The following is a 13,172-nucleotide window of genomic DNA, read 5'->3' as shown; positions in this document are numbered from 1 at the left end:
TCGGGAGATCAGACCTCCCGATACCGTGATTCTTATTTGTTTTTGCCTTCTTTGAACAGCGCATCCAGCTTCTGCTCAAAGTCGTGGTAGTTGAGGAAATCGTACAGTTCCATGCGGGTCTGCATGGTGTCGACAACCGCTTTCTGGTCGCCATCTTTCAGCAGGTGTTCGTATACATTCAGTGCAGCCTTGTTGGCGGCACGGAAGGCTGACAGCGGGTACAGCACCATAGTGGCACCAGCCTCACCCAGCTCTTTCTTGTTGAACAGCGGCGTGGCACCAAACTCGGTGATGTTCGCCAGCAAGTGAGAACCGTTGATGCCGTTGGAGAAGGCACGGTAGTCATCCAGCGTGTGTACGGCTTCGGCAAAAATCGCATCGGCACCGGCTTCCAGGCAGGCCTGGGCACGCTCAACAGCGGCATTCAGCCCTTCCATCTGGAACGCATCAGTGCGTGCCATGATGAAGAAATCATCATCGGTACGGGCATCAACGGCTGCCTTGACACGATCAACCATCTCTTCAAGGGATACGATCTCCTTGTTGGGACGGTGGCCACAGCGCTTCTGCGCAACCTGGTCTTCGATATGAACGGCCGCAGCGCCACCCTTGATCATCTCTTTTACGGTACGGGCGATGTTGAATGCGCCACCCCAGCCGGTATCGATATCAACCATCAGTGGTGTATCGACGGCACTGGTGATGCGACATACATCTTCCAGCACATCGTTCATTGAGGTCATGCCCAGATCAGGCAGGCCGTAAGAAGCGTTGGCAACACCACCACCGGACAGGTAGATCGCCTGGTGTCCCACTCGTGTAGCCATCATTGCATTGTAAGCGTTGACGGTACCAACGATCTGCAGCGGCTGGTTCTCAGCCAGCGCTTTACGGAAGCGCGCACCCGCAGTCATTTTCTCAGCCATGTTTATCCCCTTCAGGTTTGGTCACTGTATCCAGTTTGTCTTCGATGTTGCGGCGTGCGGCACTGATATGACGACGCATCAGCATCTCGGCCAGCTCCTCATCTCGTGCCTCGATTGCATCGATAATCTGACGATGCTCCTTGAGGGCACGCTTGGGGCGCGAGCTGGACACACTGAATTGATAACGGTACATACGTACCAGGTGGTACAGGTCGTCACCCAGAAGCTCCAGCAGTTTGGAGTTCTTGCTACCCTGTACAATTCGGTAATGGAAATCGAGATCACCCTCCTTCTGGAAGTAGGAGCGGCCTTCGCGTTGCTCAATGGAGGCTTCATGCTCATCCAGCAGGCGCTTCAGACTCTCGATCTCGGCATCGGTCATGTTCTTGGCGGCCTGTCGGCAAGCCATGCCTTCCAGCGCTTCGCGAACGCGGTAAATCTCGATCAACTCGTGCGCACTCAGCTTAACCACCCGAGCCCCTACATGCGCCTTGCGCTCAACCAGGCGCCAGCCTTCAAGGCGGCGAATGGCTTCGCGCAACGGGCCGCGGCTGATACCATAGGTTCTGGCCAGCTCGGGCTCGCTGATCTTGTGACCGGGCGGAATTTCACCCTTCACAATGGCCGTCACGATCTGGCGGCACACTCGGTCAGCCAGCGTACGGGCTTCCGGTTCAAGCGGCACCACTTTCGGATACCCGATTTCTTCACTCACGTCAGCTACAACCCCTGATCAAGATTGTCGACAATATTTTCAGAAGCAACGATACCCATGCCAAAAAGGGGCGTCAACCTGATCTGGCTGAAAAATTGTCAACATCAGACAAAAGTCTAGGGGCTTTCCCTCAGCATTCGCGCAGGTAGCGTTCGAGTTCCGCATTCATGATGCGGGCGATCTGTCGTGGCTTCTGGAACGGTAATGAATGATCGGTTCCTGGCACCATAAAGTAGTGCCAATTGGGCATCTGCTCAGCCAGAGTCAAATGCAGCTGATGCATCAACTCCACACTCAACCCTCCGATAAAGCTGCTCACATCCCCTTGAGATGCCAGTAGCGCATCACGGTCGATACTGTTGATGGCAGCCGTTACGGCGTCCAATGCATGAGCAAAGCCCAGCGGCCGACGCGCCAATCGACTGACTGCAACCGATTCTGTTTGCGCACTTGCCTTGCGGTTCGGTGAAATAGTGTCGAGGAATTGACGTATCCCCTGCTCCCGGTCATCAGAGCGCAAATGCACGGCCGCGCTCGAATAGCGCTGTCGCAACTCAATGGTGCTGATCCAGTCGGGCCGATCCAGCACAGCCGACTCCAGTAAAAACTGTTTGCCGACACGATCTGGGTAACGCTGCTTGAGCAGCATGCCCACGAGCCCACCCAGGGAATAGCCTCCCAGGTCGAACTGCCACCACCCAAGCTGGTCGAGTAGCGCAGACATGTCACTGACCAAAGTCTGCACGCTAAAGGGGTACTCGCCCCCATCCGGGAATTCACTTTGCCCTGCGCCGCGCAGATCCGGCACGAGGATCTCCTGCCAGTGCTCAAGAAAGGCGGTCAGCATGTGCCAGGTGTCTTCACCTGCCACACCCGCACCATGGATCAAAAGCAGTTTGCGGCCATTGTGCAGGACTGGGTTGCGGTACAGACGGTAATGAAGGTGCTGATCCGGCAGTACCAGTTGATGCTCACTGATGACGAAGGGGTGTTTCATGCTGAACTCCTGACTACACAATGAAGCAATTATACCCATGTGCGGCAACGGACTCGCCCCCCGCCGGGGACAGGAGTAAAATGAGCTTTTTGCGTGAGGATCAAGGGTGATTCAATATCAGTCGCTACCCTATCCGCTGGATGCACACCGGATCTTCGAGATCATGCGTGATCTTGGCGAACCTGTCCTGCTTGACAGTTCACACCCCGTCGCTCACTGCGGACGCTACGATATCATTTCGGCCGCTCCCGACCTCGTAGTCCGCTTTGGCCCCGAGGGTCTGGAGATCAATCGAAACGATATCGCCCTCGACACCAAGGAAGACGACCCCTTTGCTTGCCTTGAGAATCTGCTTGCAGAGATTGAAATACCCACGACAGATCCGGATATACCGTTCAATGGCGGCTTTATCGGCACCTTCAGCTATGATCTGGGACGTGCGCTTGAGCAGCTGCCCAGCAAGGCTCAGGCTGATATCAATTTCCCATGGCTGCGGGTCGGTCGTTATCTCTGGGCTGTTGTCATTGACCATCAGTTGCAGCGCAGCTGCCTGATGCACCACCCCAAAGTGAATGAGACCAGCCTGCAACAGGTCCAGCAGCGGCTCGCGCAGAATCTCACGGCGGACAGCGTGCGGCAGGCACACCCGTTTGTACTCACAACTGCGTTTGTCAGCAATATGGACCGTGCAACCTATGGCCAGGCACTGAATCGGATTGATGACTACATCCATGCGGGTGACTGCTATCAGATCAATTTTACCCAGCGCTTCTCCGCCACCTGCAGCGGTGACCCTTGGTTGGCATATCGCGCCCTGCGTAAAACTGCCCCCACCCCCTTCGCCGCCTTCCTTGAGTCGAACGACGGTACGATTCTGTCACTTTCGCCCGAGCGTTTCCTTGAGGCTTCTCGTGAAGGCAAGGTTGAAACACGCCCCATCAAGGGTACACGACCGCGTGCAACCAACACAGACGAAGACCAGTATCTGGCACAGCAACTGCTGCAGTCGCCCAAGGACCGTGCTGAAAACCTGATGATCGTAGACTTGCTACGCAACGATTTGAGCAAAAGCTGCCTGCCTGGCAGTGTAAACGTGCCCGAGCTGTTCAGCATCGAGCACTATCCGAATGTGCATCACATGGTCAGCAGCGTTTGCGGTATATTGAGACCAGGTGTGACTGCAGTTCAGCTGCTGAGAGACTGCTTTCCGGGCGGCTCAATCACCGGCGCCCCCAAGATTCGCGCCATGGAGATCATCGATGAGCTGGAACCTCAGCGCCGTTCCATTTACTGCGGCTCGATTGGCTACATCAGCGCCTGCGGCACAATGGATACCAGCATTACCATTCGGACGCTACTGGTACAGAAAGACAGGATTTATTGCTGGGCGGGGGGAGGAATTGTCGCCGATTCGGATATCGACGACGAATATCAGGAATCCTATAACAAGGTCAACAACCTGCTGCAGACCCTGGAACAACTGTAGAACCGTTTGAGTAATGGAAACGGGAGAGAGCGGTTAGCTCTCCCCCATCTGTGCCAAAATGCGATTGCGCAGCTCGTTAAACGCTACACGATCCTTGTCACCCACAGCCTCGGCAACAGGGATCGGCGCACGCATGGCATCAACCGGACGGCCGCTGATATGCAGCTCATAATGTAAGTGCGCTCCGGTAGAGCGACCCGAGTTGCCTGACAGGGCGATTTTCTGCCCCCGACTCACAGTCTGCCCTTTGCTGACCAGCGACTTACTCAGATGCAGGTATCGGGTACGATACTTTTGACCGTGCTCAATCACGATATACAACCCCGCGTAGGGGTGGTTCTGCACCCGTGTTACCACACCATCCCCGGTTGCCAGAATGGGGGTGCCGATCGGAGTCGCGAAGTCGGTACCGTTGTGAGGTCTAACACGCCCCGTGACAGGATGCTTGCGATTGGGGTTGAAGGGCGAACTGAGACGAAACTTGCGTTCAGTGGGATAGCGCATGAATGCCCGCGCCAGACTCTCGCCATTCAGATCATAGTAGTGGCCATCAAACATGAAAGCGGTCAATTCACGCGCACGGTTGATAATCCGCAGCCCTTCCAGTCGTGAGTTACCTGTCGGCTCGCCATTCACGAACTGCTCGGCACGCACGACTTGAAACAGGTCGCCTGCACGGAGGTCGCGCCGGAAATTGATCTTGTCTTGCAGCAGGTTTGAGATGCGCTGAACCTCAAGCGCATTGAGCCCTGCATTTTTGGCAGCCACATAGAAGCTGCCGTTTATTTCGCCCGCGATGAGCTCTTCTTTCCACTCGCCTTCAAGCAAATTCTCGTGATATTCAAACGTTTCATCACCAACACGGCTGAACACCACCTGGTGGGCCGGGCTGAAGATCAGTTCCAGCTTGCTCAGCGCTCCCTCATTGAGCCAGAACGCCAACTGATCACCAGGCTTCAGTGTATCCAGAGCAAGAATCGAAACATCACTTTCGAGTACCTGATACATATGTTTCTGGGGTATACCCAGCATCTCAAAGATGGTACTGAGAGTATCACCAGGCTCAATGGTATAGACAAAGTCAGCCGGCTCAAGATCCTTCACCTCTTCAGCATCTGCAGAAGAAAGGTCGGATACTTCAGGCACCGACAACCGCAGTTCAAGTGGAGCTGACAGTGGTTGATAGGACAGCAGACCGGCTGCTACCAGGGATACAGGCACCGCAACACCGAGGGCCAGAAGCAGGCGTTTGGGTCTTATCATCTTCATGCTCTTATCCTCTGTTGTAGCATCCGCTGCTGTCGCCGAGTCATTAGACAGTCAGGTTGCGTACGCTGGCATCAACAAAAGCCTGCTTCAGGTCTTCGTAGGTATGTACAGCCGGGAATTGTGGGAACTCAGCGATGACATTATCCGGTGCGTGGAACAGGATACCGGACTCAGCCTGCGTCAGCATGGTCGTATCATTGTAGGAATCACCGGTTGCGATCACACGATAGTTCAGCAGCTGAAATGCACGTACAGACTGGCGCTTCGGGTCGCGCTGGCGCAACGTGTAGTCGGTGATGCGCCCTTCATCATTCACTTCCAGCTTGTGGCAAAGCAGAGCCGGGTAGCCAAGCTGCTTCATCAACGGAGCAGCAAACTCATAGAAAGTATCTGACAGGATCACCACCTGGAAGCGCTCCCGCAGCCAATCGATAAACTCACGGGCTCCTTCAAGTGGAGTCAGACGGCTGATGGTGTCCTGTATCTGAGGCAGGGTCAGGCCATGCTCATCCAGAATACGAAGACGCTGCTTCATCAGTACGTCGTAATCCGGGATATCCCGGGTGGTGGCTTTAAGTTCCTCGATACCGGTTTCTTCAGCAAATGCAATCCAGATTTCGGGAATCAATACACCTTCAAGGTCAAGACAAGCCAGTTCCACGCGGGACGCCTCCAGTCAGTTAATAAATTGCTCCACAATTTACCCTGTCATTCAGAGGCTTTCAATGCTCAAGGCCTGTTACAGCGGGCTTTTACGCTTAATGCTCAGGCAGACTGAGGCCTTCAAACAGCGCATCAACCTCATGCCGGTTGCTGCACGCCTGTACCTGACGTACCAGATCAGGTGTCAAATGAGGTGCAAAGGTTTGAATGAAGTCGTACATGTAGCCACGCAGGAAAGTCCCTTTGCGGAAGCCGATGCGGGTGATGCTGTGCTCAAACAGATGGCTCGCATCGAGCGCGACTAGGCCTTCATCTTTGCCTTCCTCAAATGCCATGGTGGCGATGATGCCAACCCCAAGGCCCAGACGCACATAGGTTTTAATTACATCCGAATCAACGGCGGTCAGCACCACCTTGGGCTCCAGGCCACGATTGCTGAAAGCCTCGTCCAGTTTTGAGCGACCGGTAAAACCGAATACATAGGTAATCAACGACCATTCGGAGAGTGCTTCAAGCGTCAGCTCCGGCAGCTCTGTCAGAGGATGTCCTTTTGGTACGACAACAGATCGATTCCAGCGGTAACAAGGCATCATAATCAGATCACTGAAGTGGGACATGGCTTCAGTTGCAATGGCAAAATCAGCCGTGCCGTCAGCGGCCATCTCAGAGATCTGCATAGGCGTGCCCTGGTGAATATGCAGGGACACATCAGGGTAGATTTTGATGAAATCGTGGATGGTATCCGGCAGCGCGTATCGAGCCTGCGTATGAGTGGTTGCTATTTCCAGCTTGCCCTTTTTCTCGTCACTGAACTCCTGAGCAACCTGGCGAATTGCATCACACTTCTGCAGCACTTCTCCCGCAATGGCAAGAATCGCTTCGCCAGCGGGGGTTACACGGGTCAGATGCTTGCCACTGCGCGCAAACACTTCGACCCCGAGCTCGTCCTCAAGCAGTCGAATTTGCTTGCTTATGCCCGGCTGTGATGTGTACAGGCTTTGTGCCGTTGCCGAGACGTTGAGATCGTGATGAGCAACCTCCCAGATGTAACGCAGCTGCTGCAGCTTCATCGAAAAACCCTTGGAGTTATTAGATATTTATTTAATATAACACTATAGAATAATGAAGAAAATCCCCTTGAACACAAGGGTTATCTTTCAGGCGCGATTTTTCAAGCGTTTGTTTTCCTCTTCCAGCCCCGCCACTCGTTTCTCCAGTGTTCCTGCACGCCCTTGAGCCTGGAGCAGCTGCTCTTCTTTCTCTTTAAGCAGGCTGCGAAGCTGATTCTCGCGACGGCCGCTCTCGCTGTTAAGGCCAACCTGCTTCTGGTTCAGTCGCTGTAATTCTTCTTCAAGCTGCCGTACACGTTCTTCGAGACGCTTGCTGCGGTTGGTCTCGGTAAGAAGCTGCGCATTGAGCTGCGCGAATTCTCGCTGCTGCTGAACATCCTGCGCCTTCAGTTTGCGCAGTTCCTCATCCTGACTTTTGATTTGAGTTGTCTGGGTTTCCACTTTGACATCGCGTCGTGCCAGCAGCCCCTGGAGCTCATGTATATCTCGGGTCAGCTCACCTTCTCTGCGCCCGGATTCATCACGCAGTTTTTCAAGCGCGTTGCGATAGTAGCGGGTATCAACTTCAGCCTTGGCAACCGTTTCCAGTCCGTGTCGCTGCTCATCACGAATACGCTGATCAAATACACGCTTGGCATCTTCGTGTGCCTTGCGAAGGTGCGCCAACTCCTGGTCGACATTGGAGCGCAGCTGCTCTTCCTTTTTTCGCAATGTCGTTTCGTTACCCAGGTTCTGACGCAGTACCTGAATTTCCGCTTCCAATGCCTGAGTCTGCTCACGCGCCTGGTCGAGCTTGACTCCCTGTTCTCGGTAACGGGCTTCCAGCTCCCCTACTTCACCTTGAGTACGGCGCAAGGCGTCGTCACAGGCACGCTGTGCCTGATCCAGTGAAGGATCCGGGCGCTGCATCTGCAAGCTTAGTTCGGTGTGGGCTTCCTGTACCGCCTGGTGCCAAATTCTACTGAACGTCTGTTTCATCGCATCCGGCATATCGGGGATGTGAGGACTGGTATCACTAAGACGTACACGCGCTGGAAGTAACTGCCACCACTCAATCAGCCCCGTGTTAATTGTCTGTACCGCGTTGCACTGTTCCCCCAGGTCAATTTTCAGACGCTCCGGGGTGGGCGCTTCACCCGCCAGAAGACAACGATCGGCAGCAGCAAAAAGTGCCGCTTTCAGTTCTTTATCCATACTCGCTTCATCCTTATCACTGCGGGTGCACAACTGAGAGTTGCTGTAGCGAAGTCGCTGTCGCTTCGTCCAGAGGCGCATCGACCTGCAGTTTGTCACCATCAGGCAGAGTTAGTTCAAGGCGGGCTGCATGCAGCATGAGGCGCCTCAATCCAAGCTGACGAAAGCCGCTGTTATCCTCGTCGGGAGTATACTTGCTGTCACCAACTATCGGATGCCCTGCAAATTGCGTGTGAACCCTGATTTGATGAGTGCGTCCTGTCAGAGGTCTTGCCTCCACCAGAGTCGCAAGATCCCCAAAGCGCTGCAACACCTTAAACGACGTAATGGATGCTTTGCCGTCAGGGTGTACTTTGACCATGCGCTCCCCCGATTTGAGTTCAAATCTCTGTAGCGGGGCATCCACCTGGTTACAGCGAGCCGTCCAGCGGCCGACCACCAGCGCGTGGTAAATCTTGCGAACCTTGCGCTCTCTCAATGCTTCATGAAGGTATCGCAGCATACTGCGTTTCTTGGCAACCATGATGCAGCCTGATGTATCGCGGTCGAGCCGATGCACCAGCTCGAGGAAGCGGCAATCTGGCCGCACCTGCCGCAAGGCTTCAATCAGGCCAAGGCTAACGCCGCTGCCGCCATGAACAGCAAGCCCGGCGGGCTTGTTGATGATCAACAGGCTGTCACTTTCGTACAGAATGGCCTCTTCCAGATGATCTGCCAGCCCTTGCCCGACAGGTGCGGCCTCGCCACGCTGCGCTGTTCTGATCGGCGGGATGCGTACTACATCACCCGATGCCAGCCGAGTGTCCGGCTTTACTCGTTTCTTGTTAACACGGATCTCGCCCTTGCGAAGAATCCTGTAAATCATACTCTTGGGCACACCTTTTAATGCAGTGCGCAAAAAGTTATCGACTCGCTGGCCGGCTTGATCCACATCCACTTCCAGATAACGGACCTGATGCTGCTCATTTTCTGCTGTATGCGTCATAAAGACGAACTGACTCTCAATTGATGCCTATGGGGTTAGCTGTTATATTCTACCGATGCCGCAGGCGGTTGGCTTTAGTAAATTTGGAATCCATGCAGCCGGCCCCGCCATTTAATTCAGGATGAGTGGCCGCTCAAGACCCCGACCCACGGCAGAATACTGAGATCCCAACATGGGGTCACAAACTTTTTACGTAACGCTTTCACGGCCTTCGCCTGACAGGAAGGTCCAGTTGGAGGTGAAGACGCACACTGACCAGGAACCTGCCCGCACCATCAGGGCAGCCACAGCCAGAACCTATAACGACATGGGTCAGCGTTTCCTTCACCGCCGATATGCAGTACGCCGTTTGCGTGACTGCAGGCAAGACTGCCACCCGCGGCTGCCAATCCAAAGACTGGACATCAGACTCTTTACCCTCTGCTTGCGCAGGGCGTAAAGCGTTGCGTTTATGAGAACGCACACAACATGAAAAGAATGCTTATCAACGCAACTCAGCCCGAAGAGTTGCGCGTTGCGCTGGTTGACGGCCAGCGTCTGTTCGATCTGGATATAGAATCCGACAGTCGCGAACAGAAAAAAGCCAACATCTACAAAGGCCGCATCACCCGGGTTGAACCCAGCCTGGAGGCGGCTTTTGTTGATTTTGGTGCAGAACGCCATGGCTTTTTGCCGCTTAAAGAGATCGCCCGCGAATACTTCTGCAAGCAGCCCGAACGTGGCCAGCGTCCCAACATCAAGGAAATGGTCAAGGAAGGCACTGAGGTCATCGTTCAGGTCGATAAGGAAGAGCGTGGCAACAAAGGGGCAGCGCTGACTACTTTCATCAGCCTTGCTGGTCGCTATCTTGTTCTGATGCCTAACAACCCACGTGCCGGCGGCATTTCTCGCCGCATCGAGGGTGACGACCGCGCTCAGCTCAAGGAGGCGCTGTCAGGTGTCAATATCCCTGACGGCATGGGCGCCATTGTGCGCACCGCTGGCATTGGTCGCAGTTCTGAAGAACTGCAGTGGGATCTGGATTACCTGATTACCCTTTGGGATGCCGTCAAGGAGGTTAATCAGCGCCCTGCTCCCTTCCTGGTCTATCAGGAAAGCAACGTGGTCATTCGCGCCATCCGTGATTACCTGCGCGCTGACATCGGCGAAGTGCTGATTGACAACCCAACCGTGTACGAACAGGCCGTTCTGTTTGCACAGCAGGTGATGCCGAGTTACGAGAACCGCATCAAGCTGTACAAGGAGCAGACTCCGCTGTTCAACCGTTTCCAGATTGAAAGCCAGATCGAGACCGCGTTTGAACGAGAAGTCAAACTTCCTTCCGGTGGCTCCATTGTTATCGATCCCACTGAAGCGCTGGTATCTATCGACATCAACTCTGCCCGCGCAACCCGCGGTGGTGACATCGAAGAAACCGCATTACAGACCAACCTGGAGGCGGCCGAGGAGATCGCACGCCAGCTTCGCCTGCGTGATATCGGCGGACTTATCGTAATCGATTTCATCGATATGACGCCGATCAAAAACCAGCGTGAAGTGGAGAACCGCCTGCGCGATTCACTCAAACTTGACCGCGCCCGCGTTCAGATGGGACGAATTTCACGCTTCGGTCTGCTTGAAATGTCACGTCAGCGTCTTCGTCCTTCACTGAGTGAGTCTCGTGGCATGGTCTGTCCGCGCTGCCACGGTCAGGGGACTATTCGCGATACGGAATCACTGGCACTGTCGATTCTGCGCCTGATTGAAGAAGAATCCTCCAAGGATCGCACATCACAGATTCGTGCCATCCTGCCAGTCACCGTTGCCACCTATCTGCTCAATGAAAAACGTCATGAGGTGCACAACGCCGAACTGCGTCATCAGGTGCGTGTCGTTATCGTACCCAACCCGAACATGGAAACACCGCACTACGAAGTGGTTCGCCTGCGTGACGATCATACAATTGCCACCACCCATGATGCGAGCTACACCCTGCAGCCAGAGATCGAGGTAGAAACACCTGATCCTGGTCGTGTCGTGCCGGTGAAGCGCGAGCAGGCTGCCGTGAAAGCGGTTGTACCACCCACTCGCGCACCACAGGGAAAAACCGAAGCAAACACTGCCGTGGCAGCTCCTGAAAAGCCCACTGCCCAGACCCCGTCTGTCACAGCAGCACCTGCCGCCGCTTCGGCCTCTTTTGGTGAACGCGTACTGACTACATTGCGCACTCTGTTCGGAGGCAAGGCCGAGTCTGCTCCAGCCAAGGATAATAAGCAGGAAGCACAGCCCGGTATCTCAAGCAATAATGATGCAAACGACAACCGCACCAGCCGAGGCAATCGTGACAGCGGTCGTGACAATAAGCGCCGCGCACGTGAGCGCCGCGAGAATGATCGTCGCCGCAACAGCCGTGAGCGTCGTGACAGCGATGAGGTCATTACGGTTGAGCGTGATGCCAATCTGCCACCGATTGGCGAAACCAGCAACGGAGACAAAGACAAGAAAGAAAACAATGGCCGCAGCCGCCGCCGTCGCAGTCGCAACCGTCGCGATGAGCAGTCACCCCGTCAGGAGAATACCTCAGCTGAGGACAACCAGAGCAGTAATACACCTGAAAGCAAGTCTGAGGCACTGCAATCTCAAGCATCCCAGGCCGAGGTAACAGAAGAAGGCAGCCGCAGCCGTCGTCGTGGACGCCGTCGTCGTAACACCGAACAACGCAGCGCCACTCGTACACCTCTACCTCAGGAAATGCGTGACGAAAAGGCTGAAGACGAAATTCAGACTCTGCTTGCTGAAGACAAGATCACCAATGCTACCTTGGCAGTGCCTGATGCTGCTGAGCAAACTGAAGTGGTGACGGCCGAGGTCAGCCCTGCAGCGATGCACGATTCTGCAGATCAGGTACACGCTGCCGCCAAGCCGCAAGTCGCTGAGACAGCCACTGAAGCGGTAGAGACCTTGGCTATCGAAAACGAGCCTTCGACAGCACAACAAGAGTCATCTACCAAAGAGGAAGCCGTTTCGGCAGCCACTTCTGCTGAAGCAGTGCCGGATGTACCAGCACCGGAAGAGACTGCGACATCATCTGCCACGGAAGCCGAGCCAGCTGATGAACAGCCCTCTGCTGTAGAAAAAGCTGCAGCAGCCGAGCAGTCTGCTTCAGTCGACACTGCCACTGAAGCGGAAAGCAACGAGCAGGCCGATAACAGCAGCGAGCGAAAGCGCTCCAGTCGTTCACGTGGACGTGACCGTCGTGGTCGTGGCAAGTCTCGTCAGGATAAGACTGCCGATGCAGAACAGACCCAGCCTGCGACTGATGCCGAAAACAGTTCAGCTGCAGAAATGGTTGAAGAATCAGTGCAGTCAGTACCTGACACCGCTGTCGAGCTGTTTGCCCAGAGCGAGGACGACACACCCAAGGTGGCTGTTGAGTCCCCCGCTACCGATCAGCACAGTGATCAGGAAGCCAACCGGAATGAGGCTGCAGAAATAGACCCGGCTACAGTGGAAACTCATGCGGTAAAAGCGGAGCTGCAGCCAGCTGAGTCTGAGTCTGAGTCTGAGTCTGAGTCTGAGTCTGAGTCTGAGTCTGAGTCTGAGTCTGAGTCTGAGTCTGAGTCTGATAATCAGCAGCCTGCTGCAACCGAAGAAAAAGCTGAAGCTGAAACTGAAGCCAATGAGACAAAGGCCGAGGCAGACGATACAGCGTCTACCAAGCCCGTGTCTCGCCGCCGTGCTCGTCGTGCGCCCAATGACCCACGCGAAGTGCGCCGTCGTCAGCAGGCAGACAATAAGGACGGTGACCTGTAAGGCTCACAGATAAAAAAACCGCAGCGGCGAACGCCCCTGCGGTTTTTTTTATCCGTTAGTTACTGCACATTGCGA

The 13,172-nt window shown here is 54.8% G+C and carries 10 protein-coding genes; 2 read left to right on the top strand and 8 right to left on the bottom strand.

Going from position 1 to position 13,172, the window contains the following annotated elements; all coding sequences use genetic code 11:
• Positions 1-32: 32 nt before the first annotated feature.
• The 3 genes from prpB to CFI10_RS08885 all read right to left on the bottom strand — a co-directional run bounded on the left by prpB (position 33) and on the right by CFI10_RS08885 (position 2,638).
• Positions 33-926 (bottom strand): methylisocitrate lyase, encoded by an 894-nt coding sequence (gene prpB, locus CFI10_RS08895; protein ID WP_206841449.1) that lies wholly within the window; start codon positions 924-926, stop codon positions 33-35.
• Positions 919-1,641: a GntR family transcriptional regulator gene (locus CFI10_RS08890; protein WP_206841446.1), complete on the bottom strand. Its 723-nt coding sequence runs from the start codon at positions 1,639-1,641 to the stop codon at positions 919-921. The genes prpB and CFI10_RS08890 overlap by 8 nt, the downstream gene beginning before the upstream one ends.
• Positions 1,642-1,771: 130 nt before the next feature.
• Complete coding sequence (locus CFI10_RS08885) at positions 1,772-2,638, bottom strand: alpha/beta fold hydrolase (protein WP_206841444.1); 867 nt, start codon at positions 2,636-2,638, stop codon at positions 1,772-1,774.
• 106 nt (positions 2,639-2,744) lie between these two features.
• On the opposite strand from CFI10_RS08885, the gene pabB reads away from it, so the two are divergent.
• The gene (pabB, locus tag CFI10_RS08880) at positions 2,745-4,124 is read left to right on the top strand and encodes an aminodeoxychorismate synthase component I (protein WP_206841442.1); all 1,380 of its coding nucleotides are present in this window, start codon (positions 2,745-2,747) and stop codon (positions 4,122-4,124) included.
• A gap of 33 nt (positions 4,125-4,157) precedes the next feature.
• Here the strand turns inward: pabB and CFI10_RS08875 are convergent, their stop codons facing one another.
• The 5 genes from CFI10_RS08875 to rluC all read right to left on the bottom strand — a co-directional run bounded on the left by CFI10_RS08875 (position 4,158) and on the right by rluC (position 9,305).
• Positions 4,158-5,393: a peptidoglycan DD-metalloendopeptidase family protein gene (locus CFI10_RS08875; protein WP_242530164.1), complete on the bottom strand. Its 1,236-nt coding sequence runs from the start codon at positions 5,391-5,393 to the stop codon at positions 4,158-4,160.
• Positions 5,394-5,436: 43 nt separating this feature from the next.
• The gene (gene thrH, locus CFI10_RS08870) at positions 5,437-6,054 is read right to left on the bottom strand and encodes a bifunctional phosphoserine phosphatase/homoserine phosphotransferase ThrH (RefSeq protein ID WP_091824308.1); all 618 of its coding nucleotides are present in this window, start codon (positions 6,052-6,054) and stop codon (positions 5,437-5,439) included.
• Positions 6,055-6,151: 97 nt separating this feature from the next.
• On the bottom strand, positions 6,152-7,126 hold the full coding sequence (gene cysB, locus CFI10_RS08865; RefSeq protein ID WP_206841441.1) for an HTH-type transcriptional regulator CysB: 975 nt from the start codon (positions 7,124-7,126) through the stop codon (positions 6,152-6,154).
• A gap of 87 nt (positions 7,127-7,213) precedes the next feature.
• Positions 7,214-8,320 (bottom strand): DNA-binding protein, encoded by a 1,107-nt coding sequence (locus CFI10_RS08860; RefSeq protein ID WP_206841439.1) that lies wholly within the window; start codon positions 8,318-8,320, stop codon positions 7,214-7,216.
• A 16-nt stretch (positions 8,321-8,336) separates the two neighbouring features.
• Positions 8,337-9,305 (bottom strand): 23S rRNA pseudouridine(955/2504/2580) synthase RluC, encoded by a 969-nt coding sequence (rluC, locus tag CFI10_RS08855; protein ID WP_206841436.1) that lies wholly within the window; start codon positions 9,303-9,305, stop codon positions 8,337-8,339.
• Positions 9,306-9,773: 468 nt separating this feature from the next.
• Here rluC and rne point away from each other — a divergent pair, with 468 nt between their 5' ends.
• Positions 9,774-13,097, top strand: coding sequence for a ribonuclease E (gene rne / locus CFI10_RS08850; protein ID WP_206841433.1), 3,324 nt, complete (start codon positions 9,774-9,776; stop codon positions 13,095-13,097).
• The last annotated feature ends 75 nt before the right edge of the window (positions 13,098-13,172 follow it).

The sequence above is a fragment of the Marinobacterium iners genome (assembly GCF_017310015.1).
GTDB classification, from domain to species: domain Bacteria; phylum Pseudomonadota; class Gammaproteobacteria; order Pseudomonadales; family Balneatricaceae; genus Marinobacterium; species Marinobacterium iners.
This window is presented reverse-complemented; position numbering and strand designations above follow the sequence as displayed.